The sequence below is a fragment of the Pseudomonas sp. PA15(2017) genome, from assembly GCF_001945395.1.
Classification (GTDB): Bacteria; Pseudomonadota; Gammaproteobacteria; order Pseudomonadales; family Pseudomonadaceae; genus Aquipseudomonas.
This window is the reverse complement of record NZ_MSXV01000055.1, coordinates 209,748-235,344: the sequence shown is the minus strand read 5'-3', so window position 1 is coordinate 235,344 and position 25,597 is coordinate 209,748. Positions and strand designations below refer to the sequence as shown.

At 64.5% G+C, this 25,597-nt stretch carries 22 protein-coding genes and 1 riboswitch; of the genes, 14 read left to right on the top strand and 8 right to left on the bottom strand.

The window, feature by feature from the left end:
• Positions 1-51 precede the first annotated feature (51 nt).
• The 4 genes from BVH03_RS20775 to BVH03_RS20760 form a co-directional block, all read right to left on the bottom strand.
• On the bottom strand, positions 52-1,011 hold the full coding sequence (locus BVH03_RS20775; protein ID WP_075962945.1) for a metal ABC transporter ATPase: 960 nt from the start codon (positions 1,009-1,011) through the stop codon (positions 52-54).
• A gap of 70 nt (positions 1,012-1,081) precedes the next feature.
• Positions 1,082-1,918: an aldo/keto reductase gene (locus BVH03_RS20770; RefSeq protein WP_168175655.1), complete on the bottom strand. Its 837-nt coding sequence runs from the start codon at positions 1,916-1,918 to the stop codon at positions 1,082-1,084.
• Entirely contained in the window at positions 1,915-3,087 is a 1,173-nt protein-coding gene (locus tag BVH03_RS20765; protein WP_075962943.1) for an FAD-binding oxidoreductase, read from the bottom strand. Before BVH03_RS20765 ends, BVH03_RS20770 begins: the two co-directional genes overlap by 4 nt.
• 39 nt (positions 3,088-3,126) lie before the next feature.
• Positions 3,127-3,459: a multidrug efflux SMR transporter gene (locus BVH03_RS20760; RefSeq protein ID WP_042553924.1), complete on the bottom strand. Its 333-nt coding sequence runs from the start codon at positions 3,457-3,459 to the stop codon at positions 3,127-3,129.
• Between the two features lie 86 nt (positions 3,460-3,545).
• On the opposite strand from BVH03_RS20760, the gene BVH03_RS20755 reads away from it, so the two are divergent.
• Positions 3,546-4,433 (top strand): LysR family transcriptional regulator, encoded by an 888-nt coding sequence (locus tag BVH03_RS20755; RefSeq protein WP_075962942.1) that lies wholly within the window; start codon positions 3,546-3,548, stop codon positions 4,431-4,433.
• 51 nt (positions 4,434-4,484) lie between these two features.
• Positions 4,485-5,765, top strand: coding sequence for a lipid IV(A) 3-deoxy-D-manno-octulosonic acid transferase (waaA, locus tag BVH03_RS20750; RefSeq protein ID WP_075962941.1), 1,281 nt, complete (start codon positions 4,485-4,487; stop codon positions 5,763-5,765).
• 170 nt (positions 5,766-5,935) lie between these two features.
• Here the strand turns inward: waaA and BVH03_RS20745 are convergent, their stop codons facing one another.
• Complete coding sequence (locus BVH03_RS20745) at positions 5,936-7,366, bottom strand: TolC family outer membrane protein (RefSeq protein WP_075962940.1); 1,431 nt, start codon at positions 7,364-7,366, stop codon at positions 5,936-5,938.
• Positions 7,367-7,506: 140 nt separating this feature from the next.
• Positions 7,507-7,613, top strand: a riboswitch (TPP riboswitch).
• A 309-nt stretch (positions 7,614-7,922) separates the two neighbouring features.
• Between BVH03_RS20745 and thiC the strand changes: the two genes are divergently transcribed.
• Positions 7,923-9,809 carry a phosphomethylpyrimidine synthase ThiC gene (thiC, locus tag BVH03_RS20740; protein WP_075962939.1) on the top strand — a complete coding sequence of 629 codons (1,887 nt, stop codon included), beginning with the start codon at positions 7,923-7,925 and terminating at the stop codon, positions 9,807-9,809.
• 44 nt (positions 9,810-9,853) lie between these two features.
• Here the strand turns inward: thiC and BVH03_RS20735 are convergent, their stop codons facing one another.
• Complete coding sequence (locus tag BVH03_RS20735; protein ID WP_256574769.1) at positions 9,854-10,609, bottom strand: RsiV family protein; 756 nt, start codon at positions 10,607-10,609, stop codon at positions 9,854-9,856.
• 170 nt (positions 10,610-10,779) lie between these two features.
• On the opposite strand from BVH03_RS20735, the gene BVH03_RS20730 reads away from it, so the two are divergent.
• From BVH03_RS20730 to BVH03_RS20690, 9 genes are all read left to right on the top strand, one after another.
• Positions 10,780-11,397, top strand: coding sequence for an NUDIX domain-containing protein (locus BVH03_RS20730; RefSeq protein ID WP_075962938.1), 618 nt, complete (start codon positions 10,780-10,782; stop codon positions 11,395-11,397).
• Positions 11,388-11,840, top strand: a complete 453-nt coding sequence (locus tag BVH03_RS20725; RefSeq protein WP_075962937.1) for a DUF1249 domain-containing protein — start codon at positions 11,388-11,390, stop codon at positions 11,838-11,840. The genes BVH03_RS20730 and BVH03_RS20725 overlap by 10 nt, the downstream gene beginning before the upstream one ends.
• A 114-nt stretch (positions 11,841-11,954) precedes the next feature.
• Positions 11,955-12,773 carry a 3',5'-cyclic-AMP phosphodiesterase gene (gene cpdA / locus BVH03_RS20720; protein WP_075962936.1) on the top strand — a complete coding sequence of 273 codons (819 nt, stop codon included), beginning with the start codon at positions 11,955-11,957 and terminating at the stop codon, positions 12,771-12,773.
• Between the two features lie 65 nt (positions 12,774-12,838).
• Complete coding sequence (locus BVH03_RS20715) at positions 12,839-13,420, top strand: YqiA/YcfP family alpha/beta fold hydrolase (protein WP_075962935.1); 582 nt, start codon at positions 12,839-12,841, stop codon at positions 13,418-13,420.
• Positions 13,421-13,465: 45 nt separating this feature from the next.
• Complete coding sequence (gene parE, locus BVH03_RS20710) at positions 13,466-15,364, top strand: DNA topoisomerase IV subunit B (protein WP_075962934.1); 1,899 nt, start codon at positions 13,466-13,468, stop codon at positions 15,362-15,364.
• Positions 15,364-16,347, top strand: coding sequence for an esterase-like activity of phytase family protein (locus tag BVH03_RS20705; RefSeq protein ID WP_075962933.1), 984 nt, complete (start codon positions 15,364-15,366; stop codon positions 16,345-16,347). Before parE ends, BVH03_RS20705 begins: the two co-directional genes overlap by 1 nt.
• Positions 16,344-16,868: a TIGR02281 family clan AA aspartic protease gene (locus BVH03_RS20700; RefSeq protein ID WP_075962932.1), complete on the top strand. Its 525-nt coding sequence runs from the start codon at positions 16,344-16,346 to the stop codon at positions 16,866-16,868. Before BVH03_RS20705 ends, BVH03_RS20700 begins: the two co-directional genes overlap by 4 nt.
• 7 nt (positions 16,869-16,875) lie before the next feature.
• Entirely contained in the window at positions 16,876-19,131 is a 2,256-nt protein-coding gene (parC, locus tag BVH03_RS20695; RefSeq protein ID WP_075962931.1) for a DNA topoisomerase IV subunit A, read from the top strand.
• Between the two features lie 255 nt (positions 19,132-19,386).
• Complete coding sequence (locus tag BVH03_RS20690) at positions 19,387-20,091, top strand: membrane integrity-associated transporter subunit PqiC (RefSeq protein WP_083640129.1); 705 nt, start codon at positions 19,387-19,389, stop codon at positions 20,089-20,091.
• A 10-nt stretch (positions 20,092-20,101) separates the two neighbouring features.
• On the opposite strand, the gene BVH03_RS20685 is transcribed toward BVH03_RS20690, so the two are convergent.
• Positions 20,102-21,043, bottom strand: a complete 942-nt coding sequence (locus BVH03_RS20685; protein WP_075962929.1) for a LysR family transcriptional regulator — start codon at positions 21,041-21,043, stop codon at positions 20,102-20,104.
• A 143-nt stretch (positions 21,044-21,186) separates the two neighbouring features.
• Between BVH03_RS20685 and BVH03_RS20680 the strand changes: the two genes are divergently transcribed.
• Together BVH03_RS20680 and sstT are read left to right on the top strand one after the other, a co-directional pair.
• On the top strand, positions 21,187-22,575 hold the full coding sequence (locus tag BVH03_RS20680; RefSeq protein ID WP_075962928.1) for an L-serine ammonia-lyase: 1,389 nt from the start codon (positions 21,187-21,189) through the stop codon (positions 22,573-22,575).
• A 251-nt stretch (positions 22,576-22,826) separates the two neighbouring features.
• Positions 22,827-24,068 carry a serine/threonine transporter SstT gene (gene sstT / locus BVH03_RS20675; protein WP_075962927.1) on the top strand — a complete coding sequence of 414 codons (1,242 nt, stop codon included), beginning with the start codon at positions 22,827-22,829 and terminating at the stop codon, positions 24,066-24,068.
• A 216-nt stretch (positions 24,069-24,284) separates the two neighbouring features.
• On the opposite strand, the gene BVH03_RS20670 is transcribed toward sstT, so the two are convergent.
• Positions 24,285-25,469: an NAD(P)/FAD-dependent oxidoreductase gene (locus BVH03_RS20670; RefSeq protein WP_075962926.1), complete on the bottom strand. Its 1,185-nt coding sequence runs from the start codon at positions 25,467-25,469 to the stop codon at positions 24,285-24,287.
• Between the last annotated feature and the right edge of the window lie 128 nt (positions 25,470-25,597).

Genomic DNA, 25,597 nt, shown 5'->3' with positions numbered 1-25,597 from the left:
GCAAACAAAACCCCGCCACTTGGCGGGGTTTTGTTTTGTGACGCTTGCCGGTCAGACCGCCGCGGCGGTATCCAGGCGAACCCTTGAAGATACCTCGGGCCCCGTGCTGAACACGTCGGGCTTGCTGGGTTTCGGTGTCAGGTTCTGCAGCGTCAGCCAATCCTTCCAACGGATGCGTTCATCACGCACCAACCAGCCGTCCTGGGCGGCAAAGCTTTCCGCCAACCACAGGCCGCGGGTGTTTACTGGCACCAGTTGGCCTTGGCGCAGGGTCAACAGCTCAGCGGTGGGGCGACCCTGCTCCAGGGGGATCAGGTACAGATCGGGACGGGCGTGATCCAGGCGCGCGATCAGCTTGCCATTCTCCAGGTGCTCATCGACGTGCAACAGACTGGGTTGCTTCGCCTCTTTGGGCAGATCCAGGCGTAGGTCGTAGACCAGCTGCAGCGATGCGGTGGGTACATGCACGTAGGCCCGTGGGCGCTCCAGCAAGGTCAGGTTGCCGCATTGCACCGGACGAGCGGCACCAGACAGGGGGCTGAGCCGAAAATGGACGTTATCCCGATACTTGAGTGTGCCCTCGTAGGGCGCAGGCAGCCAGGTGTCGCCGAAGCGGCCGTAGAGCCAGCCTTCGCTGGTTTCCAGCAGGCATTCCTCGGCCACTTCCTGGATGGCGGTCAACAGCGGCAGGTTGAGTTCGTGGGCCGGTACGTAGCCGGAAATCAGCTTGAGCACGACATCGCCGCGGTCATGGCGGCGCTGGCGCACCAGCAGCCAGTATTCGCGGCCCTGCCAGTGCAGGGTCAATCGCACCGATACCCCCAGGTTGGCCAGCTCCGCCGCGAAGCGCTGGCTGTCGGGCAGCTCGACCGGTTTGCGGCGTTCGAGCATTTCGCTGAAATTCAGTGGGCGGCCAAGGCTCTGGTAGGCGATGCCATCAGGCGTTGCCTCGACGTATAACGGCAAGGTCTTGAAGGTGGCGGGGTCCTTGCGGGAAATGATGCGCGGCATGTCGGCTCCTTCTTGCGTCGGGGTCGGCCGCCTGGGCGGCGTCAAAAGGCGTTATCGGAACGCCTGTTCATCACTCTGCTGATCCTCTGTTACCACGTTTAGTGCCGAAAATAACCTCGGCAGCCACTGCCACGTTGTGCGCCAGATGCAGTGGGTTGATGGTGCCGACGATGGCGCTGCCCACACCTGGGTGAGCGAAGATCAGCTCGAAGCTGGCGCGTACCGGGTCGACACCGCTGTCCAGGCAGACATGGCCGCTGGCCAGGGCTTTCTTGATCAGCACGCCTTTGGCGTGACTGGCAGCATAGTCCAATACCGGGCGTTCCTGCTGCTCGCCCAGGTTGTAGGTGACCATGGCGCAGTCGCCGCGCTCCAGTGCCAGCAGGCCACCCTCGACCGTCTTGCCGGAGAAGCCGAAGCCGCGAATCAGCCCGGCCTGCTTGAGCTCGGCCAGGGTCTCGTAGACCGCTTCATGCTGCAGGATCGCCAGGTCGTCGCCGTTGGAGTGCACCAGCACCAGGTCAAGATAGTCCGTTTCCAGACGTTTCAGGCTGCGCTCCACCGAGCGCCGGGTGTGCGCGGCGGAAAAGTCGAAATGCGACAGGCCGTTGTCGAACTCCTCGCCCACCTTGCTGACGATCACCCAGTCGTGGCGCTGGCCACGTAGCAACGGGCCCAGGCGCTGTTCGCTGGTGCCGTAGGCCGGCGCGGTATCGAGCAGGTTGATGCCCAGCTCCCGGGCCAGGCCGAGCAGCTGTAGCGCCTGCTGGTCATCGGGAATGGTGAAACCGTTGGGGTATTTGACGCCCTGATCGCGGCCCAGCTTGACGGTGCCCAGGCCAAGGGGGGAAACGCTCAGGCCGGTGGAGCCCAGCGTGCGGTGCAGCTCGTGCAGGTCGCGCATCAGAATGCCGCCTCCCACGCAGTACGGCCGATAACCGGGCGCGGCAGTTCGGGCAAGGCAGCTCGAGCCGCCGGGCGAATGCCGTCGCGCTCGAGATGGCTCAGCACGCGATCGGCGAAGTCCGGCGCCAGGGCCAGTTTGGTTGGCCAGCCGACGAGCAGGGCGCCCTGGTCGCTCAAGAAAGCATTGTCCGGGCGCACCAGGCCGCTTTGCGCGGGCTCCGCACGCTCGACGCGCAGGGTCGCCCATTGCGCTGTGGACAAGTCGATCCACGGCAGCAACTGGGTGAGCTCCTTGCGCGCCGCTTCGATCTGCGCGGCTTCGTCGCGTGCCACGCCGTCCGCCTCGGCCAGGTCGCCGCCCAGGTACCAGACCCATTCGCCATCGGCGCTCGGGTGGCTGGTCACGGTAATCCGCGGCTTCGGGCCTCCGCCCAGGCAATGGGCGTACAGCGGCTTGAGGCTCGGCCCTTTGACCATCACCATGTGCAGTGGGCGCAGTTGCTGGCTGGGTTGTGCAATGCCAAGGCTGGCCAGCAGGTCGGCGTTGCCGCGACCGGCGCTGAGCACGATGCGCTGGGCACGGATTTCACGACCATCGACACGCAGGCCGACCAGTTGGCCGTTGTCGTGCAGCGGCTCGATGGCATCGGCGGCGAGCAGGCTGTCGCTGGCGAGTTCGGCCAGGCGGGTGATCAGGCTTGGCACGTCCACCACCAATTCCGCCAGGCGATAGACCTTGCCCTTGAATTTCGGGTTCTGCAGCGCCGGCGGCAACTGTTCGCCCTTGACCTGGTCGACGCGCCCGCGCACGGCCTTGCTGGCGAAGAAACTGGTCAGGTTGCCGGCCAGGGTGCCTGGCGACCACAGGTAATGGGCGTCGGAAAGCAGGCGCACGCCGGACAGGTTCAGCTCGCCCGTGCCATCCAGCGCCTCGCGCCAGCGCCGTGGCATGTCGGCGATGGCTTCCGATGCACCGCTCAGGGCGCCATGCAGGGCGTACTTGGCGCCGCCGTGGATGATGCCCTGGGACTTGACGCTCTGACCGCCGCCAAGGCTTTCGCGCTCCACCAGCAGCGTGGCGTAGCCCTTGGCACGCAGCCGTGCATTCAGCCACAGGCCGGCAACGCCGCCGCCGACGATCAGGACGTCTGTGCTCAGAGTTTGGGACATGCGGGCGCCTCTCGGAAAAACAGGCGCGCAGTATAACGCTCAGTGGCCGGTGACGCGGGAGAACAGCTGGATCACCACCACGCCGCTGACGATCAGGCCCATGCCCAGCACGGCTGGCAGGTCCGGTTTCTGGTCGTAGACGAACATCGCCGCGATGCTGACCAGCACGATGCCCAGCCCGGCCCAGATGGCGTAGGCGATACCCACTGGAATGGTGCGTACCACCAGGATCAGCATCCAGAAGGCGATGCTGTAGCCAGCGATTACCAGCAACAGCGGCAGGGGTTTATTGAAACCATCCACGGCCTTCATGGAAGTGGTGGCGACGACTTCGGCGGCAATCGCCAGGGCGAGATAGAGATAACCATTCATCGGCAGAACTCCTCTTGACGGGCTGACAATTTTACCGCCGTCCGCTGTTAGGTAAACTGATTACCTATCTATATGGGAGATAGGTCGTGCGCTGGAATCTTGAGCAGTTGGACGTTTTCGTCGCGGTCGCCGAGGGCAGCTCGTTCTCGGGCGTAGCGCGTCGCCTGGGTCGTGTGCAGTCGGCGGTCAGCACGGCAGTGGCGGCATTGGAAGATGATCTCGGCGTGCGCCTGTTCGAGCGCAGCAGCGGGCGCCAGCCGCGTTTGACGGAGGCCGGCCAGGCGCTGCTGGAAGAGGCGCGCGAATTGTTGCGCCAGTGCGAGCGGCTGGAGGGCCGAGCGCTTGGCCTGGCCAAGGGCGAGGAGGCCTGCCTGCGACTCGCCCAGGACGAGGCCTTGCCGCTGCCTCCGGTGCTCGACAGTCTCGAGGCCCTGGCACGCGCCTTTCCAGGTGTGGAAGTGCAGATGACCAGCGGCGGGCAGGGCGTGGTGGCGCGTCGGCTCATCGAGCGACGCGCCGATCTTGGCCTGCTGTTCCACCATGAGGGCATGCCGGCGGAACTCGAACGACGGCGCCTGGGCATGGTGGAAATGGTCATGGTGTGCGGGGCCGGCCATCCGCTGGCACAGGCTGGCGCGGTCGGGCGCCGTGAGCTGGCGCGCCACCGCCAACTGCTGATCACCCTGCAGGATACCCAGTACCCAGGCAACGAACGGATCAGCCCCTCAGCCTGGTATGCAGACAGCTTCTACGCGATGGCCGAGCTGCTGATGCGCAACCTGGGCTGGGCCTGCCTGCCGCGGCACGTGGCCCAGTACCCGACCTATCATGGGCATCTGGTGGAGCTGCGCAGCGACTGGATCGCACCGCCGCTGCCGCTGGAAATGGTATTCCGCCGTGACGAGGCGCTCGGGCCGGCCGCTCAGTGGCTGGCAGCGGCGCTGGCCGAACGGCTGCGGGTACTCAAGGCATGAGCCCGTGGCGCGACTTGTGCTGCCCCGCCCGCATCCCTAAGCTTCGCCGCCATGAATCGATATCTCTATAGCCTGCTGTTTCACCTCTGTTTGCCGCTGATCGGCCTGCGCCTGGCTTGGCGCGCCTGGCGTGCGCCGGCGTATGCCAAACGCATCGGCGAGCGCTTCGCCCTGCTGCCGCCACTGCGCCCCGGCGGTATCTGGGTACATGCCGTATCGGTGGGCGAAAGCATCGCTGCGGCGCCGCTGGTGCGCGAGCTGCTGGCCCGCTATCCGGACTTGCCGATCACCCTGACCTGCATGACGCCCACCGGCTCCGAGCGCATCCGTGCGCTGTTTCCCGAGACGCAGTTCGCCGGCCGGGTGCAGCACTGCTATCTGCCCTACGACCTGCCCTGGGCCGCGGCGCGCTTTCTGCAGCAGGTGCGGCCGAAGTTGGCAGTGATCATGGAAACCGAGTTATGGCCCAACTACATCCACCAATGCGCTCGCCGCGGCATTCCGGTGGCGTTGGCCAACGGTCGGTTGTCTGCGCGTTCGGCCAGAGGCTACGGCCGTTTCGCCAAGCTCACCGCGCCGATGCTCGCCGAGCTGAACCTGCTCGCGGTGCAGACGCAGGTCGAAGCCGAGCGTTTCATCGCCCTTGGCGCGCGACCCGAAGCCGTCGAGGTGACCGGCTCGATCAAGTTCGACCAGCAGGTGGACGCCGAAGTGAGTGCCCGCGCCAGCGCGCGGCGCGAACAGTGGCAGGCGCGGCAGCGACCGGTGTGGATCGCGGCGAGCACCCGCGAGGGCGAGGATGCGCTGGTGATTCAGGCGCACCGGCGATTGCTCACCAGCCAGCCGGATGCCTTGCTGATCCTGGTGCCGCGCCACCTGGAGCGCTTCGACACGGCGGCGGCACAACTACGTGAAGCGGGCCTGAACTATGTGCGGCGTTCCTCGGGCGAAGCGGTTGGCCCCGATGTGCAGGTGCTGCTCGGCGACAGCATGGGCGAGTTGATGTTTCTCTACGCCCTGGCCGATATCGCCTTCGTCGGCGGCAGCCTGGTCGAGACCGGCGGCCACAATCCGCTGGAGCCGGCTGCCCTGGGCCTGCCGGTGATCATGGGGCCGCACCGCTTCAACTTTCTGGAAATCACCGCGCAACTGCTCGAGCACGGCGCGCTCAGCGAAGTCGCAGATGCCGATGCGCTCGGCGATCAGGTCGCAATGCTGCTGAGTAATCCCGCAAGAGCAGCCGAGATGCGCGATGCCGGGCTGGCGGTGCTCAAGGCCAATCAGGGGGCGTTGAAACGCCTGCTGGATGGGTTGGGAAGGCTACTCGTTTAAGGCCTGCTCAATTGGCCTGGATGTGGCCGCAACGCTGCGCACAGCCTCGATTCATGTGGGAGCGCGCGGGGACGCCTAGTTCATGCCCGCGAATTCGCGCGCATGGCGCGCTCCCACGATTGGCTGCTTAACAACTGCCTTTGTATTCCTCGTCCTGAGCGCCCTTTTGCTTACTCGCCCTGCAAACGCGCTTCGCCAGCCTTGGCCAGATCCGTTGGCAGGAAATCGCGATCCGGGTTGTAGTCCGGTTTCAGGTAGGCGCCCAGTGCTTCCAGGTCGGCCGGGCTGAGGGTGCCGGCGGCCTGCTTGAGGCGCAGGTTGTTGAGGATGTAGTCGTAGCGCGCATCGTTGTAGTTGCGCACGGCGCTGTATAGCTGACGCTGGGCGTCGAGCACGTCGACGATGTTGCGGGTGCCGACCTGATAACCGATTTCCGTGGCCTCCAGCGCGCTCTGATTGGAGATGATCGACTGGCGGCGCGCCTGCACGGTTTCCACGTCGGTATTCACCGCCCGGTACAGGTTACGAGTGTTCTGCACCACCTCGCGGCGCAGCCCTTCGCGGCGTTGTTCGGACTGGCTCAGGCGCTGGTAGGCCTCGCGCGCCTGGGAGCTGGTCAGGCCGCCGCTGTACAGCGGGATGTTCAGCTCCAGGCCGATGCTGCGCTGCGACACGTCGCTGCCGTAGTTCTGCCCGGTGTAGTTGGGATTGCTCAGGCCGAAGGCGTCGTTGTCGCCGCGCTGGTAGCTGGCCACCGCGTCGAGGGTCGGGGCATGGCCAGCCTTGCGCTGGCGCAGGGTTTCCTCGGCGGCATCGACCGCGAAGTTGCTGGCCTGCAGGTTGAGGTTCTGGGCTGCCGCGGTGTTGACCCAGGCGGTCGCGTCATTGGGCATCGGGGTGAGAATCGGCAGGCTGTGCTGGATACCCTCGATGCTGCGGTATTCGCGGTTGGTCAGGGTGATCAGCGCCTCGAAGGCATCGTCGACCTGGCGCTGGGCGGTGATGCGGTTAGCGCGCGCACTGTCGAAGCCGGCCTGGGCCTGCAGTACGTCGGTCTTGTCCGAGAGGCCGACATCGAAGCGCTCGTTGGCCTGGTCGAGCTGGCGGTTGAAGGCGGCTTCCTCGGCCTTGGTCGAGGCCAGGTTGTCCTGGGCGCGCAGTACCGAGAAATAGGCTTCGGCGCTCTGCAATATCAGGTTCTGTTCATTGGCTGACAGCTCCAGCGCGGCCTGCTCGCTGACCGCCTCGGCGGCCTGCAACTGGAACCAGCGATCGGCACGGAACAGCGGTTGGCTGAGGTTGGCCTGGTAGACCGTGGCGCTGCGCGACTGGGTGGCCGAAGGCTGCTGCAGGGCTGTGCGGGTGTCGTTGACCCGGGCGCCGGCACTGAGGTTCGGCAGCAAGCCGGCGCGGGCCTGGGGTACGCCCTCACGCCGGGCCTGGTAGTCGGCGCGGGCCGCGGCCAGATCGGCATTGTTGGCGGCGGCTTCCTGGTACACCGATATCAGGTCGGTACGCACCGATAGCGGCGCGGGTTCTGCCCAGGCCGTGGCGGTTGAAGTGGCGGTCACGGCAACGGCCAGGGAGAGTCTGCGCAGCATGTCGGTGGATCCTAGAGGGGCAGTAGCAGGCGAGACTAAGCCTGGCCATCGGGGTGGTCAAGGCGCGACGGTGGCGGCCACCACGCGACCAGCGGGTCGCCTTCGCATTGCCGCCACCGGCGGCTGCCAGTAGACTGGCCGGGTTCTTGTCGGGGTGCCTCGAATCGGAGGCTGAGATCGGAGAGTTCCGGATCCCGTTGAACCTGATCAGGTTAAGGCCTGCGTAGGGAACAAGAGGTATCCACCTCTACAGATCGTTTAAAAACGTAGGCGAGGCAGCCAGCGCAAGGCAAAAAGTGGCGAAAAAGCGGAGTGTACGAGTAGTACATGAGCATTTTGAGCCGGTTTTTAACGCCGCGATGGCAACGCAGATAGTTTTTCATCGATCTGCATGGTGGATTCCCCCACACCACACTCGTGGTGTGCCCGCGCCCTGGCTGTTTGATCATGCCGGCGCTCTTCAAGACTCCTGCATGCTCGAATAGTCTCGGCTCGGCGTTGCTTCATCGCGCGTGTCCGTCAGGTTCTCTCCGACATTCAGCCGAGGAGCCAACCGATGAGCGTCAAACAACAACAGCAGAACCTCAGTGAATCGGCCCAGGTCGACCAGCAGTCGATCCAGCCTTTCCCGCGGTCGCAGAAAGTCTACGTACAGGGCAGCCGCCCGGATATTCGCGTGCCGATGCGCGAGATCAGCCTGGACGTGACGCCCACTGATTTCGGTGGCGAGATCAACGCGCCGGTCACCGTCTACGACACCTCCGGCCCGTACACTGACCCGAACGTGACCATCGACGTGCGCAAGGGCCTGGCCGATGTGCGCAGCGCCTGGATCATCGACCGCGACGACACCGAGGTGCTGCCAGGGTTGACCTCGCACTTCGGCCAGCAGCGCCTGGCCGATGCCGAACTGACCAAGATGCGCTTCAGCCATGTGCGCAACCCACGCCGCGCCAAACCGGGCAAGAACGTCAGCCAGATGCACTATGCGCGTCAGGGCATCATCACCCCGGAGATGGAATACATCGCCATCCGCGAGAACATGAAGCTCGCCGAGCACCGCGCCGCCGGCCTGCTTAAGGAACAGCATGGTGGCAACAGTTTCGGTGCCAGCATCCCCAAGGAAATCACCCCCGAATTCGTTCGTGACGAAGTCGCCCGTGGCCGCGCCATCATTCCGGCGAACATCAACCACACCGAACTGGAGCCGATGATCATTGGCCGCAACTTTCTGGTGAAGATCAACGGCAACATCGGCAACTCTGCGCTCGGTTCGTCGATCGAAGAAGAGGTCGCCAAGCTGACCTGGGGCATTCGCTGGGGCTCGGACACGGTCATGGATCTGTCCACCGGCAAGCACATCCACGAAACCCGTGAGTGGATCATCCGCAACTCACCGGTCCCCATCGGTACGGTGCCGATCTACCAGGCCCTGGAAAAGGTGGGTGGCGTGGCCGAAGACCTGACCTGGGAGTTGTTCCGCGATACCCTGATCGAGCAGGCCGAGCAGGGCGTCGACTATTTCACCATCCACGCCGGCGTACTGCTGCGCTATGTACCGCTGACCGCCAAGCGGGTCACCGGCATCGTCAGCCGCGGCGGCTCGATCATGGCCAAGTGGTGCCTGGCCCACCACAAGGAGAACTTCCTCTACACCCATTTCGAGGAAATCTGCGAAATCATGAAGGCCTACGACGTCAGTTTCTCGCTGGGTGACGGCCTGCGTCCCGGCTCGATTGCCGACGCCAACGACGCCGCCCAGTTCGGTGAGCTGGAAACCCTCGGCGAGCTGACCAAGATCGCCTGGAAGCATGACGTGCAGTGCATGATCGAAGGCCCCGGCCACGTGCCGATGCAACTGATCAAGGAGAACATGGACAAGCAGCTGGAATGCTGCGACGAGGCGCCGTTCTACACCCTCGGCCCGCTGACCACCGATATCGCGCCGGGCTACGACCACATCACCAGCGGCATCGGTGCGGCCATGATCGGCTGGTTCGGCTGCGCCATGCTCTGCTACGTCACCCCCAAGGAACACCTGGGCCTGCCCAACAAGGATGACGTGAAGACCGGGATCATCACCTACAAGATCGCCGCCCATGCGGCCGACCTTGCGAAAGGTCATCCGGGCGCGCAGATCCGCGACAACGCCCTGTCCAAGGCGCGCTTCGAGTTTCGCTGGGAAGACCAGTTCAACCTTGGCCTGGACCCGGACACCGCCCGTAGCTTCCATGACGAGACGCTGCCGAAGGACTCGGCCAAGGTCGCGCACTTCTGCTCGATGTGCGGGCCGAAGTTCTGCTCGATGAAGATCACCCAGGAAGTGCGTGAATACGCCAAGGAGAACGGTCTGTCGGACGAGAGCAAGGCGGTCGAAGCCGGCTTCAAGGAACAGGCCGAACGCTTCAGGGAAGAAGGCTCGGTGATCTACCGGCAGGTGTGAACCTCGGGCGCAGGCGCGACGGACACCGCGCCTGCGCCTGGGCTCTAGCGCGAAGCGCCAGGCATGTACGCTGGGCGCAGGATGCCCTGTAGCTGGCTGTAGGGGATGAGGATTTCCGGGTGGCCGTCGGAGTAGGGCGCCAGGCGGGCGACATCGTACTTGAGCATCACCGCATCGGGATTCAGGGCGATGTTGGCGGTGCGCTCGAACGGCCAGGTCTTGCGGTATTCCACGTCGTTGCCGTGGCCCTGGGCGATCAGCCAGGCCTGGTGGGCGCGCTGAGCGATCTGCCAGAACGCCGGTTCCTCGCCGGGCACCAGCATGTCCTGCAGGCTCAGCACCTCGTTCTGCTCACGATCGTAATTGAGGTAGGTGCGCCCAGGCACGCCGTGGGCGCCGCCGATGAAGTGGTAGCTGGACAGCTCAATCACCACGAGTTGGTCATGCTGGCTAAGCACCTTGGCTTGCAGGTAGCTCACCCAGCCCGGCTGGCCGTTGGCGAGAAAGTCGCGCTCGTGTTCGGCCAGCGACGCGGGGCGCGTGCCGGTGGCGGCTTTCACCAGGTCGAGCAGGGTGGCGTCGATGCGCGCATTGAGGGCCGGTTGATCGGTCACGCGTTGCAGTTCGACGTTGACCAGCGGGCAATCTTGGGCGCTGCAGTCGGCTGGCTTGTGCTCCCACTTCTCATGGCTGGTGGCCACCCCCGCCGGTGCGTCGGAACGGGACAGGCTCTGGCAAGCACCGAGCAGTAGGGCGAGGCTGAAAAGAGCACCGAGACGGGCAATGCGGGACATGTTCATGCAGGAAAAGCCATTGGCAGAGGACGGGCGTTCGACTGCCTGATGGCAGGGGAGTTCGCGATTATTCGCCAATGCGAGCAGATCGGCCAGGCTTTCGATACGTCGCTTGCGGGAGAGCCTTAACAGCCCCTAGGATGGTTCCAATGTGTAGGTGAACGAGAGAACAGCAGATGACCGAAACCTTCAACCCCGGCCCGGACGCGGTGGAAATCATCGAGCGTGAGGAATGCTTCCGCGGGTTCTACCGTCTGGATCGCTTTCACCTGCGCCATCGGCAGTTTTCCGGTGAAATGGGCCCGGTGCTGCGCCGCGAACTGTTCATCCGCCACGATGCCGTGTGCGTGCTGCCTTACGATGCGGTGACCGACAGCGTGGTGCTGATCGAGCAGTTCCGCGTCGGCGCCATGCACAAGGCCACCAACCCGTGGCTGGTCGAACTGGTGGCTGGGCTGATCGACAAGCACGAGGAGCCGGACGAAGTCGCACTGCGCGAAGCCGAGGAAGAGGCCGGGCTGACGCTGACCTCGCTATGGCCGATAACCCGCTATTTCCCATCGCCAGGTGGCTCGGACGAGTTCGTGCACCTGTTTCTTGGTCGTTGCGACAGCGCTGGCGTCGGCGGCATTCACGGCCTCGAGGAAGAGGGCGAAGACATCCGCGTGCAAGTATGGCCATTCGAGGATGCGCTGCAGGCGGTCAAGGATGGCAAGATCAACAACGCGGCGAGCATCATCGCCCTGCAGTGGCTGGCGCTCAACCGCGCCGAGGTCAGGGGGCTATGGGGTTGAATCTGCTGCGCGAGCGCTACCGGGTCGACTTGATCGAGCTGCAGGCGGCTTGCGAAGCCAACTATGCGCGGCTGATGCGCCTGCTGCCCGGCATGCGCGAAGCCCAAGGGGCTCGGCGGGTCGCACTCAGCCAGGGCGAGCGGCAGCTCGGCGTGCTGGCGCTGGAAGTGGTCGAGAGCTGTCCGTACACCTCCACGGTACAGGTGCGCCAGGAGCACAGCCTGCCGTGGTTGCCGGTGCCCCAGCTGGAAGTGCGCGTCTACCATGATGCGCGCATGGCCGAGGTCACCGGTGCCCAGAGCACGCGACGCTTTCGCGGCATTTACCCCTATCCCAACGCCGCCATGCACCAGCCGGACGAGAAAACCCAGCTCAACGTGTTTCTTGGCGAATGGCTGAGTCATTGCCTGGCCTGCGGGCATGAAACCGAGCCGCTGATGTGATTGATGGCCTTTGGCCATGTAACTGCATCGGGTTTCTGTGAACCAGTGCTTATTTGCGGGTTTACCGCCTCGCTTGACGATTCCATAATTCGCACTCATTCAAGGAGAAGCACCTTGGCGCGTGCGGCCATTTCCCCCTCAGCCGATTCTTCGGTGCTGCTGGTGCAGCTCACCGACAGCCACCTGTTCGCCGATGCGGACGGCCGGCTGTTGGGCATGGATACGGCCGACAGCCTGAACCGGGTGGTCGAGCAAGTGCTCAAGGAGCAGCCGGCCATCGACCTGATCCTGGCCACCGGCGACCTGTCCCAGGACGGCAGTGCAACCTCCTACGCGCGCTTCGTCGAATTGAGCGCGGCGATCGCTGCGCCGGCCCGCTGGATTCCCGGCAACCACGACGACATTCCCGCCATGCAGGCCGCCTGCGTAGGCACCGACTTGCTCGAGCCGGTCGTCGACCTGGGCAATTGGCGGATCACGCTGCTCGACTCGTCCATTCCCGGTGCCGTACCGGGCTATCTCCAGGAGCCCCAACTGGCGCTGTTGGAACGGGCCTTGAGCGAAGCGCCGGATCGCCACCACCTGATTTGCCTGCACCATCATCCGGTGGATATCGGCTGCCAGTGGATGGCGCCGATCGGCCTGCGCAACCCGGATGCCCTGTTCAACCTGCTGCAGCGCTTTCCCCAGGTGCGCGCCGTGCTCTGGGGCCACGTGCACCAGACCATCGATACCCAGCGTGGTGACTTGCGGCTATTGGCTTCGCCTTCAACCTGCGTGCAGTTCACGCCTGGCAGCGAAGACTTCCAGGCCGACAGCGCAGCGCCGGGCTATCGCTGGCTGCGTCTGCACGATGACGGTCGCCTCGATACCGGCGTGTCGCGGGTCGAGGGCTTCGTGTTCGAGCCCGACTACAGCGTTGGCGGCTACTGAGGCTTGTTGGTCGGCCGCAACGGCAATGCTTGCAGCCTGCAGGCTGGCGCTAGTAGCCTCCCGTTATGACCAATAGCATTCTTTATATCCACGGCCTCAACAGTTCGCCGGCTTCCACCAAGGCCAGCCAGCTGACCGCCGCCATGACCGCCCGTGGCCTGCAGGCCCAACTGCGGGTTCCGGCCCTGCATCATCATCCTCGCCAGGCCATTGCCCAACTCGACGCGTTGATCGCCGAGCTGGGGCGCCCTACGCTGGTCGGCAGCTCGCTGGGCGGCTACTATGCGACCCACCTGGCCGAGCGGCACCGGCTCAAGGCGCTGCTGATCAACCCGGCGGTGCGGCCCCACGAGCTGTTCGACGGCTATCTGGGCACGCAGACCAACCTTTACAGCAACGAGACCTGGGAGCTGACCGCCGATCACGTGACGGCCCTGGCCGAGCTCGCTGTCGAGCCGCCAGCAGACCCGACTCGTTACCAGGTGTGGCTTCAAACCGGCGACGAAACCCTCGACTACCGGCGCGCCCAGGCCTACTACCGGCACTGCGCCCTGCGTATCGAAGCGGGCGGTGACCACGGTTTCCAGGGCTTCGCCGAGCGCCTGCCGATGTTGTTCGCCTTTGCCGGCATTGCCCCCGCTGCCTGAGTGGCCGCGCCGAATCCCCGATCAATCAGAGCATTGCAGAGACCCATGGCCCAGCAAAACGCCTATAACGCCGATGCCATCGAAGTGCTTTCCGGCCTCGACCCGGTGCGCAAGCGCCCGGGGATGTACACCGATACCACGCGCCCCAACCACCTCGCCCAGGAAGTCATCGACAACAGTGTCGACGAAGCCCTGGCCGGCCACGCCAAGTCCATCCAGGTGATCCTCCACGAGGACAACTCCCTGGAAGTGATCGACGACGGCCGCGGCATGCCGGTGGACATCCATCCCGAAGAGGGCGTGCCAGGCGTCGAGCTGATCCTTACCAAGCTGCATGCTGGCGGCAAGTTCAGCAACAAGAACTACCAGTTCTCCGGCGGCCTGCACGGCGTCGGTATCTCGGTGGTCAACGCCCTGTCGACCCGCGTGGAAGTGCGCGTCAAACGCGATGGCAGCGAGTACGCCATGGCCTTCGCCGATGGCTTCAAGGCCAGCGACCTGGAAGTGACCGGCACGGTCGGCAAGCGCAACACCGGCACCAGCGTGCACTTCTGGCCGGACCCCAAGTACTTCGATTCCCACAAATTCTCGGTCAGCCGCCTCAAGCACGTGCTCAAGGCCAAGGCCGTGCTGTGCCCCGGCCTGGCAGTCAGCTTCCACGACAAGGCCAGTAACGAAAAGGTCGAGTGGCTGTACGAAGACGGCCTGCGCTCGTATCTGGTCGACGCGGTCAGTGAATTCGAGCGCCTACCGGGCGAGCCGTTCTGCGGCAGCCTGGCCGGCAACAAGGAAGCCGTGGACTGGGCGCTGCTGTGGCTGCCGGAAGGCGGCGACGCGGTACAGGAGAGCTACGTCAACCTGATTCCCACGGCCCAGGGCGGCACCCACGTCAACGGCCTGCGTCAGGGCCTGCTGGACGCGATGCGCGAGTTCTGCGAGTTCCGCAACCTGCTGCCCCGCGGCGTCAAGCTGGCGCCGGAAGACGTCTGGGAGCGTATCGCCTTCGTGCTGTCGATGAAGATGCAGGACGCCCAGTTCTCGGGGCAGACCAAGGAGCGCTTATCCTCCCGCGAGGCGGCTGCGTTCGTCTCTGGCGTGGTCAAAGATGCCTTCAGCCTGTGGCTCAACGCCCACCCGGAATTCGGCCAGCAGCTGGCCGAACTGGCGATCAGCAACGCCAGCCGCCGCCTCAAGGCGGGCAAGAAGGTCGAGCGCAAGAAGATCACCCAGGGCCCGGCGCTGCCCGGCAAACTGGCCGACTGCGCGGGACAGAACCCGCTGCGCTGCGAGCTGTTCCTGGTCGAGGGTGATTCCGCCGGCGGCTCGGCCAAGCAAGCGCGGGACAAGGAGTTTCAGGCGATCCTGCCGCTGCGCGGGAAGATTCTGAATACCTGGGAAGTGGACGGCGGCGAAGTGCTGGCCAGCCAGGAAGTGCACAACATTGCCGTTGCGGTCGGCCTCGACCCCGGCTCCAGCGATCTGAGCCAGCTGCGTTACGGCAAGATTTGTATCCTCGCCGACGCCGACTCCGACGGTCTGCACATTGCCACGCTGCTCTGCGCGCTGTTCGTGCAGCACTTCCGTCCATTGGTCGATGCTGGCCATGTCTACGTGGCGATGCCGCCGCTGTACCGCATCGACCTCGGCAAGGAAATTTACTACGCCCTCGACGAGCCCGAGCGCGACGGCATTCTTGACCGTCTGGTTGCCGAGAAGAAGCGCGGCAAGCCGCAGGTCACCCGTTTCAAGGGGCTGGGTGAGATGAACCCGCCACAACTGCGGGAAACCACCATGGATCCCAATACCCGGCGCCTGGTGCAGCTGACCCTCGATGATTTCGAGGGCACGCGCGAGGTGATGGACATGCTGCTGGCCAAGAAACGCGCCAGTGACCGCAAATCCTGGTTGGAGTCCAAGGGCAACCTGGCCGAGGTACTGCTCTGATGCGCCACCTGGTCGGCGCCATGCTGTTTGCAGTCGTGACGCCGGTGCTGGCCGACACGCCGCTCGAAGAACTCAAGCTGGTCAGCGAACACCCGGTGGCCGGCATGGACGCTGGTAACCTGTCGGGGCTGGCCTGGTGCGGCGACGCGCTGTGGGCAGTGTCCGACCGCGAGGATGATCGCCTGTACCGCCTCGATTCGTCGGCCAGCGTCTGGCAGGCCGAGGCCGAGCGTTTCGTGGCGCCGCCAGCACCCGACATGCCGTTGCCCTGGGGGTTGCGCATGCGCTCGTGGGTAGCCGGTCTGGTGCGCGGTGGTCATCTGGATTTCGAAGGTATTTCCTGCGACGCCAAGGGCAATCGCTATCTGGTCAGCGAAACCCGCGCGGCGGTGTTGCAGGTACCGCCGGCTGCCGATGCGCAATGGCTGAACCTGCCCGAAGGCATGGTGCGCCAGGCACGGGCCAGCGGCATGCTGCTGCACTTCAATTCGCTGTTCGAAGGCATCGCCATCGACCCGGCCGGCGAGCGCCTTTGGCTGGCCGCGGAGAAGGAGCGGCGCGGCCTCGTGGTGTTGCATAACCGGCGCGCCGCTTGGCGCTGCGAGGGCGGTTGCGTACTGCTCAACGAGGGCGGTGAGGAAATCTCGCCCGAGGCGCTCGGTGGCCGGCCCGCGCCGGTGGATTTCTCCGACCTGGCCTTCTTCGAAGAGAAACTCTATACCCTCGAACGCCAGGCTCACCGTATCTGCCGGCGCACGCCGGCCAACGGCGAGGTCGAGCGGTGCTGGTCGTTCGCCGCCGAAGCGCTGACCGAAGAGCGCCGCTATCCGCTGCACTACGGCGTTGCCGAAGCCCTGTCGGTGGATGCCGAGGGCGCCTGGATCGGCCTCGACAACGGTGGCCAGGCCCGCGGCGACGGCGAGAAGCGTCCGCTGGTCTGGCGCTTCGCTGCGCCCGCCGGCGGCTGGGGGGCTGCGCAGTGAGCGAGCAGCCCGCAGGCCGCCGCGCCGGCCGGGTGATGCTGGTGCTCGCCTGGGGCGCCGGCCTGCTGATGGCTACGCATTTCTTCGGCAATTGGGAGGATGCCAAGCAGCATCCCAATCGCCAGCCCGAATCGGTGCATGGTGATGATTACGTCGAAGTACGCTTGGCCAGCAGCCCCGGTGGGCATTATCGGGCCGATGGGCAGATCAACGGCGAGGCGGTGAGCTTTCTGCTCGACACCGGTGCCACCCAGGTCGCCATCCCCAGCCAGGTCGCTCGCGACCTCGGTCTGCAGGCCGGCGCGCCGGTTCAGATCCGTACCGCCAACGGCATCGCCACGGCCCACCGCACGCGCCTTGAGCGCTTGCAGCTCGGCGATATCATCTTGCATGACGTGTCCGCACTCATCGTGCCCGGCATGGATGGTGACGAAATCCTGCTGGGCATGAGTGCCCTGAAACACCTTGAATTCAGTCAGCGCGACGGCACCTTGATGCTGCGCCAATCAACCTTGCAATGAGGCACGCATGAGCGAAACCCTCGATCTGAGCCTGGACGGCGTCGAACGCCGCTCCCTTGCCGACTTTACCGAGCAGGCTTATCTCAATTACTCCATGTACGTGATCATGGATCGCGCGCTGCCGCATATCGGCGACGGTTTGAAGCCCGTGCAGCGGCGCATAGTCTATGCCATGAGCGAGCTGGGCCTGGACGCCGATTCCAAGCACAAGAAGTCGGCGCGTACCGTCGGCGACGTGCTCGGTAAATTCCACCCCCACGGCGATAGCGCCTGCTATGAGGCCATGGTGCTGATGGCCCAGCCGTTCAGCTACCGCTACACGCTGGTCGACGGCCAGGGCAACTGGGGTGCGCCGGATGATCCCAAGTCGTTCGCCGCCATGCGTTACACGGAGGCGCGCCTATCGCGTTATTCCGAAGTGTTGCTCAGCGAGCTCGGCCAGGGCACCGTGGACTGGGTGCCGAACTTCGATGGCACCCTGAACGAGCCGGCGACCCTGCCGGCGCGTTTGCCGAACATTCTGCTCAACGGCACTACCGGTATCGCCGTGGGCATGGCCACTGACGTGCCGCCGCACAACCTGCGCGAAGTCGCCACCGCGTGCGTACGCCTGCTCGATGAGCCGAAGGCCACGGTCGAGCAGCTCTGCGAGCATATCCAGGGCCCGGATTACCCGACCGACGCGGAAATCATCACCCCGCGTGCCGACCTGCTGAAAATCTACCAGACTGGCCGCGGCTCGATACGCATGCGCGCCGTGTATAGCGTCGAGGACGGCGATATCGTGGTCACCGCGTTGCCGCATCAAGTGTCCGGTGCCAAGGTGCTCGAACAGATCGCTGCGATGATGCAGGCCAAACCCTCCAAGGCGCCGCAGATCGCTGACCTGCGTGACGAGTCCGACCATGAGAACCCCTGCCGTATCGTGATCATCCCGACCGGCAGCCGGGTCGATCACGATGCGCTGATGCAGCACCTGTTCGCCAGCACCGATCTGGAGTCCAGCTACCGGGTCAACACCAACGTCATCGGCCTCGACGGCAAGCCGCAGGTCAAGGACCTGCGCACCCTGTTGGTCGAGTGGCTGCAGTTCCGTGTCGGCACCGTGCGCCGCCGTCTGCAATTCCGTCTGGATAAGGTCGAGCACCGCATGCACCTGTTGGAAGGCCGCTTGATCGCCTTCCTCAACCTCGATGAAGTGATCCATATCATCCGCACCGAGGACCAGCCCAAGCCGGTGCTCATGGAGCGCTTCGGCCTTACCGAGATCCAGGCCGAGTACATTCTGGAAACCCGTCTGCGCCAACTCGCCCGCCTGGAAGAGATGCAGATCCGTGGCGAGCAGGATGAGCTCAGCAAAGAGCGCGACAAGCTGCTGGCACTGCTTGGCAGCGAAGCCAAGCTGAAGAAGCTGGTGCGCAAGGAAATCCTCGAAGACGCCGAGAAGTACGGCGATGACCGTCGTTCGCCAATCGTCGAGCGCGCCGAAGCCAAGGCGCTGTCCGAGCACGATCTGCTGCCGAACGAAAAGATCACCGTGGTGCTCTCGGAAAAAGGCTGGGTGCGCTCGGCCAAGGGCCATGAAATCGATGCCACCGGTCTGTCCTACAAAGCTGGCGATGGCTTCAAGACTGCTGCGCCGGGCCGCTCCAACCAATATGCAGTATTTATCGACTCCACTGGGCGCAGCTATTCGCTGGCCGCTCACACCCTGCCGTCTGCCCGAGGTCAGGGCGAACCGCTGACCGGTCGTCTGACGCCACCGGCCGGTGCCACCTTCGAGTGCGTGTTGCTGCCCGATGATGAAGCGCTGTACGTGATCGCCTCCGATGCCGGTTACGGTTTCGTGGTCAAGGGCGAAGACCTGCAGGCCAAGAACAAGGCCGGCAAGGCGCTGCTCAGCCTGCCCAATGGCGCGCGCGTCGTAACGCCGCGGCCGCTGGTCAGCCGCGAGGAAGACTGGCTGGCTGCAGTCACCACCGAAGGCCGTCTGCTGCTGTTCAAGGTCGCCGACCTGCCGCAGCTGGGCAAAGGCAAAGGCAACAAGATCATTGGCATTCCCGGCGATCGCGTGGCCAGCCGCGAAGAGTACCTCACCGACCTGGCCGTACTGCCAACGGGCGCGACCCTTGTGTTGCAGGCTGGCAAGCGTACTCTGTCCCTGAAGGCCGATGACCTCGAACACTACAAGGGCGAGCGTGGCCGTCGCGGCAACAAATTGCCGCGTGGCTTCCAGCGCGTGGACGCTCTGCTGGTCGAGTAGGGCTGCTGGCCAATGGCCTGGGGCTGGAGTTAACGGGCGGTTTATCGGATGATACCGCCCCTCGCATGCCCGCCGGACGGTGGGCCATCTGCCACCCTGGTATTCAGTCGTCGGGTGGCAGGCGCATTGCATGTAGACAGGGATTATTTGCATCGTTTCGGCGCTGGCCGACGCGATGATTTATCTATTTTTTTGTTATTGGCTTTTTCACCTGTAGCCACGATCGCTGGCCCTGCCGCCAGCCGGAAGACATTGATGATTGCTAAACGGCTTCCTCTCACCCTGCTTCTCAGCGGGCTGCTGCTGCTGACCGGTTGCTCGCACCTGATGCCCGTATCCCTCTACCAGCTCGACGGCGGCCCGGCACCGACCAAGACTGCGGACAAGGACGGCATGAGCGTATTACTGGGCCCGATCACCGTCGCCGATTACCTGCAGCGCGAAACCCTGCTGCAGCGCCAGGACGACGGCAGCCTGAGCCCCGCCCGGACCTCGCGCTGGGCCGGTAGCTTGGCCACCGACCTGGATCGCCAGGTGCTACGCCAGTTGTCGAACCGCATCAACAGCCAGCGCCTGGTGCTGGCTTCGGACAACCCGAATTACAAGGCCCAGGTGCAGGTGCTGCTGTCCATCACCCGCCTGGACTCCGGCCCGCATCAGCCGGCGGTGCTCGAGGGTCAGTGGCGCCTGGTCGGCCGTGACGGGCAGTTGCTCGACACCCGCCTGGTGCGCCTGGAAGAAAAGCACAAGGGCTCGGTCGCCGATCAGGTTCGCGCCCAGAGCGAAGTGGTTCAGCAACTGGTCGGGCAACTGGCCACCGCGGTGAAGAATCACGGCAACACCCCGCTGGCTGCCGAAGAACCACGCCGCAAGGCGCCGGTGCCGGCTGCCCGGCAAGAGCCACCAAAGATGCCGGTGGCCGAGCCGATCCGCATCGACGCGGAAGTGTTCCGCTTCTGATGTCGGCGGGTCAGGCCTGGCCTGGCCCGCTTTCGCCGTCTTCTCGCTGATAGCCCTCCAGCACGCCCGCCGTGCGTACCGCCTCGTCGAGAAAGACGGTGACGGCCGGGTGCTTGCGCTCGCCCTTGCGATAGGCCAGAAATATCTTGCGTTGAATTGCCGGGGCGAGGCGCACGGCGGTCACGCCTTCCACCGGCCTTAGCAGGCGCAGACCGGAAACCACCGAAATCGAATTGCCCGAGGCGACCATCGCCGCGACCATTTCGAAGCCTGCGCAGTGCGCATTGATGCGTGGCGTAAAGCCCGAGCCGCGGCACAGGTTGGCGATGAATTCGCCGAACGAGCTGTTGGTGGAGTCCAGCGCCCAGGCTTCGTCCTGCAGGTCGGCGATGGTCAGCGTGGTACGTGATGCCAATGGATGGCTGACGGGCAGCAGGACGTGCAGACGGTCCTCGGTCAGCGGAATCAGCTCGTGATGTTCCTGCCGCGCCTTGCTGGCGCCGGCCAGGTCATCGACCACCGCCACGTCGATCTGCCAGGCGTTCAGTGCGCTGAGGCTTTCCCGGGGCTCCAGGTCGGCGACCACCACTTCCAGGCGCGGATAGGCCTGGCGCAGGTTGTGCACGATGGGCGCGACCAGTGCCACGGCGATCGAGGGAAATGCGGCGACGCGCAGTTCGCCAGCGATCTCGCTGCGCATCTGTGCCAGCTCCGAGCGCGCCTCGTCGAGAATCACCAGAATCCGCTCCACATGGGCCACCAGCCGTATGCCGGCCGGTGTCAGTACCACGCCACGGCCACGTCGCTCGATCAATGCCACATCGGCCTCACGTTCCAGCTGCGCGACCTGTTGGGACACGGCAGACGGCGTCAGGTGCAGGAATTCGGCAGTGGCCGCCATGGTGCCGCAGCGGGCCAGCTCACGAAGGGTGCGTAGGCGGATCAGATCCATGCCAGATACTCGATAGGTAAGATTTGCTAATCAATACAGTAAGAATAAATCAGTATACATAACGGAATTGCGCTTTTAGATTTTCCTCACCGACGCTGCCTGACCGTGCAGCCGTCCTCACCCCAACAGAAGAAAAATCAGCCATGGCCGTCAGCGTATTCGACTTGTTCAAAGTGGGCATCGGCCCATCGAGTTCACACACCGTTGGCCCGATGCGGGCGGCCGCCCTGTTCACCCATGCGCTGGAGAATCAGGGGCACATGCCGGGTGTGGTGCGTGTGGTCGCCGAGCTTTATGGTTCGTTGGGTGCCACCGGCAAGGGGCATGGCAGCGACAAGGCGGTGCTGCTGGGGCTTAGCGGCTACGAGCCGGATACCGTGGATGTCGAAAAGGTTGCCGGCTATATCGACGCCATTCGCACTGACAAACGTATCGTGCTGCCAGGCGGTCACGCGGTACCGTTCAATGAAAAAACCGACCTGAAGATGATCCGCAAGGCACTGCCCCTGCATGCCAACGGCTTGCGGTTCGCCGCTTTCGACGCCGCCGGTATTCAACTGCACGAGGCCACCTATTACTCGGTGGGGGGCGGCTTCGTGGTCAGCGAGGCGGTGCTCGCCGATGGCTCCAAGCACAAGGTGATCGCCCCGGACGCCACCGCGCTGCCGCTGCCGTTTCGCACCGGTGCGGACCTGCTGCGCCTGAGTCGCGAGTATGGTGTGGGCATCGCCGAGATCATGCGTCGCAACGAGCGCCACTGGCGTACCGACGAGGAAGTCGACAATGGCCTGTTGGCCATCTGGAAGGTGATGCAGGGCTGCGTCGAGCGTGGGTGCCGCACCGAGGGCATCCTGCCCGGCGGCTTCAAGGTACGACGTCGCGCGGCGATCCTGGCGCGCAAGCTGGGCGGCTTCCAGCGCAGCTACACCGAAGATCCGCTGCGCATGCTCGACTGGGTCAACCTGTGGGCCCTGGCGGTCAATGAAGAGAACGCCGCCGGTGGCCGGGTGGTTACCGCGCCGACCAATGGCGCGGCCGGGATCATTCCTGCGGTGCTGCATTACTATGCCAACGCCATTTCTGGTGCCACCGACCGTGGCATCATCGACTTCCTGCTCACCGCCGGGGCAATTGGCATCCTGTACAAGGAAAATGCCTCGATCAGCGGCGCTGAAGTCGGCTGCCAGGGCGAAGTCGGCGTGGCCTGTTCGATGGCTGCCGGTGCCTTGTGCGCGGTACTCGGCGGCACCCCGGAGCAGGTCGAGAACGCCGCCGAAATCGGCATGGAGCATCACCTGGGCCTGACCTGCGACCCGGTCGGCGGCCTGGTGCAGATCCCCTGCATCGAGCGCAACGCCATCGCCTCGGTGAAGGCCATCAACGCGGCGCGCATGGCGCTGTACGGCGACGGCGCGCACTACGTGAGCCTGGACAAGGTGATCAAGACCATGCGCGAAACCGGCGCCGACATGCTGACCAAATACAAGGAAACCGCTCGCGGCGGCCTGGCCGTCAATATCATCGAGTGCTGATTGCAGCCGCCCGGCTAACCAACGCCAACTAATACGCCCGCGCCTGACCTGAGTCTGTTCCGGTTTCAACGCGAGCCGTGCGTGAAACCGGAACAGACCCTTGCACACCACCTGGGTAGCGCTGTCACCCGTTCCGTCCCTTATAATCGGCGGATGTCTTGGGGTGACCTGCCCGGTTGGCGTGGTTCATTCCCTTGCTGACCTGTCCCCCCAATGCCGTCAAGCCTAGAATTCTGGACAGCGTCTACAACATGAATACTCTTAAACGCATTGCTTGTGCCTACTCGAATACCAGCCTGGTGCTACGCATCTTCATCGGCCTGGTACTCGGCATTCTGCTCGCCTATTTCGCCCCGGACGCCGCACTCAAGGTCGGTCTGCTCGGCGAACTCTTCGTCCTCGCCCTGAAGGCCGTTGCGCCGGTGCTGGTGCTGGTACTGGTGATCTCGTCCCTGGCGGCCCACCAGAGTGGTCAGCCCACCCACATCCGTCCGGTGCTGCTGATGTACCTGATCAGCACCTTCAGCGCCGCGGCCCTGGCAGTGTGTGCCAGCTTCCTGTTCCCGACCATGCTGTCGCTGGACGTCGGCTCGGCCGAAGGCAACCCGCCGGGCAGCATCATCGACGTGCTGCACAACCTGCTGACCAGCATCTTCGTCGGCCCGGTGCAGGCGCTCAATACCTCCAACTACATCGCCATCCTGGCCTGGGCGGTCGCCCTCGGCCTGTTCCTGCGCCACGCCGCACCGAGCACGCGCACCATGCTGCATGACGTGTCCAACGCTTTCACCCAGGTGGTGCGTTTCGTCATCAATCAGGCGCCGATCGGCATCTTCGGCCTGGTCGCCAGCACCCTGGCCGAGTCCGGTTTCGATGCGCTGTACGGCTACGCCCGCCTGCTGATGGTGATGGTCGGCTGCATGCTGATCGTGACTCTGCTCATCAACCCGCTGCTGGCCTACCTGAAGATGCGCCGCAACCCTTACCCACTGCTGTTCACCGTGCTGCGCGAAAGCGCCGTGACGGCGTTCTTCACCCGCAGCTCGGCGGCCAACATCCCGGTCAACCTGCGTCTGTGCGAGAAACTCAAGCTGGACAAGGACACCTACTCGATCACCATCCCACTGGGGGCGACCATCAACATGGCCGGCGCGGCGATCACCATCTCCGTGATGGCGCTGGCGACCACCCATACCCTGGGTATCAACGTCGACCTGCCGACCGCATTGCTGCTGTGCGTGGTGTCGTCCCTGGCGGCGGCAGGCGTGTCCGGTGTGGCCGGGGGCTCGCTGCTGCTGATCCCGATGGCCACCAGCCTGTTCGGCATCGACACCGAGATCGCCATGCAGGTCGTCGCCATCGGCTTCGTCATCGGTGTGGTGCAGGACTCCTTCGAGACGGCGCTGAACTCCCACACTGACGTGGTGTTCACCGCCGCGGTTTCCTACGCTGGCGAGGGGCGTGCGGAGCAGGCCAATCGGGTCGACGCATAACCCGCCTCAGCCATTAAAAAACGCGCCATCAGGCCGTGTGAAAACTACTGCGCTCGGTCATGCGGCGTTAAAAACCGGCTCGGATGCGAGTCCAATCAAAATGCTCATTTACAGCTCGTAAACTGCGCTTTTTCGCCGGTTTTTGCCTTGCCTGACCTTCGCTCGCTACGTTTTCACAAGGCCTGATCTGGCGCGTTTTTCATGGGCGGTTCCCGCCTACACGTACTGCGCAGCGGCGTAGCCGGAGGCCCAGGCCCACTGGAAGTTGAAGCCGCCCAGGTGGCCGGTCACGTCCAGCACCTCGCCGACGAAATACAGCCCTGGCGACTTCAGCGACTCCATGGTCTTGGACGACACCTCGCGGGTATCGACCCCGCCCAGGGTCACTTCCGCCGTGCGATAGCCTTCGGTGCCGGCCGGCACCAGCTGCCAGTCGGCCAGGCGCTCGGCAATCGTCTTCAGCTCGCCCGGGGTGTATTGCTTCATCGGCTTGGAGGCGAACCACTGGTCGGCCAGCAGGCCAGCCATCTTCTTGGTGAACAGCTCGCCCAGCAGGGTTTTCAGTTCGCTGTTGGGCCGCTCTCGCTGCTGGGTCTGCAGCCATTCGGGCAGGTCGATGTGCGGCAGCAGGTCGATGCTCAGCGTGTCGCCGGGCTGCCAGTAGGAGGAGATCTGCAGGATAGCGGGGCCGCTGAGGCCGCGGTGGGTGAACAGAATGTTTTCCACGAAGCTCTGGCCATTACAGCTGACGCGACAATCTTCCACCGAAGTGCCCGACAGCTCCGTGCACAGAGTCTTCAATTGCGGGTCGGTAAGCGTGAAAGGCACCAGGCCGGCGCGGGTCGGCAGCAGTTCGTGGCCAAACTGGCGGGCGATCTGGTAACCAAAGCCGGTGGCGCCCAGCGTCGGGATCGACAGCCCGCCGGTAGCGATCACCAGCGACTCGCAGGCTACCGCGCCGAGGCTGGTAGCCAGGCGGTAACCGGCGCCTGCACGTTCGATGGCGCTCACCGAGGTATCCAGGTGCAGATCGACGCCGACCTGCCGGCACTCGTCCAGCAGCATCGCGAGGATGTCGCTGGACTTGTTATCGCAGAACAGCTGGCCGAGTTTCTTCTCGTGGTACGGCACGCCGTGCTTGGCGACCAGGGCGATGAAATCCCACTGGGTGAAACGCGCCAGCGCCGACTTGCAGAAGTGCGGGTTGTGGGAAAGGAAGTTGCCGGGCTCGCAGTACATATTGGTGAAGTTGCAGCGCCCGCCGCCGGACATCAGAATCTTCTTGCCGGCCTTGTTGGCGTGGTCGAGCAGCAGCACGCGGCGACCGCGGGCAGCGGCGGTCATCGCGCACATCAGCCCGGCGGCGCCGGCACCGATGATGACAACCTGGGGTGAAAGCACGGCACGTTCCTCATACGCTGGGCGCCGGGCATGGCTGGGCCGACGCGAAACGGCGCAGTTTACCTGAAGGCATGCGGGCACTGTGGCGCCGGCCTCCGTGCGGCCGGCTGGTACGCTTTCTCGAACTG

Coding starts and splice junctions, on each gene's coding strand:
- BVH03_RS20775 (WP_075962945.1), bottom strand. CDS start 1,011: ATGCCGCGCATCATTTCCCGCAAGGACCCCGCCACCTTCAAGACCTTG.
- BVH03_RS20765 (WP_075962943.1), bottom strand. CDS start 3,087: ATGTCCCAAACTCTGAGCACAGACGTCCTGATCGTCGGCGGCGGCGTT.
- BVH03_RS20760 (WP_042553924.1), bottom strand. CDS start 3,459: ATGAATGGTTATCTCTATCTCGCCCTGGCGATTGCCGCCGAAGTCGTC.
- waaA (WP_075962941.1), top strand. CDS start 4,485: ATGAATCGATATCTCTATAGCCTGCTGTTTCACCTCTGTTTGCCGCTG.
- BVH03_RS20745 (WP_075962940.1), bottom strand. CDS start 7,366: ATGCTGCGCAGACTCTCCCTGGCCGTTGCCGTGACCGCCACTTCAACC.
- thiC (WP_075962939.1), top strand. CDS start 7,923: ATGAGCGTCAAACAACAACAGCAGAACCTCAGTGAATCGGCCCAGGTC.
- BVH03_RS20735 (WP_256574769.1), bottom strand. CDS start 10,609: ATGAACATGTCCCGCATTGCCCGTCTCGGTGCTCTTTTCAGCCTCGCC.
- BVH03_RS20730 (WP_075962938.1), top strand. CDS start 10,780: ATGACCGAAACCTTCAACCCCGGCCCGGACGCGGTGGAAATCATCGAG.
- BVH03_RS20725 (WP_075962937.1), top strand. CDS start 11,388: ATGGGGTTGAATCTGCTGCGCGAGCGCTACCGGGTCGACTTGATCGAG.
- BVH03_RS20715 (WP_075962935.1), top strand. CDS start 12,839: ATGACCAATAGCATTCTTTATATCCACGGCCTCAACAGTTCGCCGGCT.
- parE (WP_075962934.1), top strand. CDS start 13,466: ATGGCCCAGCAAAACGCCTATAACGCCGATGCCATCGAAGTGCTTTCC.
- BVH03_RS20705 (WP_075962933.1), top strand. CDS start 15,364: ATGCGCCACCTGGTCGGCGCCATGCTGTTTGCAGTCGTGACGCCGGTG.
- parC (WP_075962931.1), top strand. CDS start 16,876: ATGAGCGAAACCCTCGATCTGAGCCTGGACGGCGTCGAACGCCGCTCC.
- BVH03_RS20690 (WP_083640129.1), top strand. CDS start 19,387: ATGATTGCTAAACGGCTTCCTCTCACCCTGCTTCTCAGCGGGCTGCTG.
- BVH03_RS20685 (WP_075962929.1), bottom strand. CDS start 21,043: ATGGATCTGATCCGCCTACGCACCCTTCGTGAGCTGGCCCGCTGCGGC.
- BVH03_RS20680 (WP_075962928.1), top strand. CDS start 21,187: ATGGCCGTCAGCGTATTCGACTTGTTCAAAGTGGGCATCGGCCCATCG.
- sstT (WP_075962927.1), top strand. CDS start 22,827: ATGAATACTCTTAAACGCATTGCTTGTGCCTACTCGAATACCAGCCTG.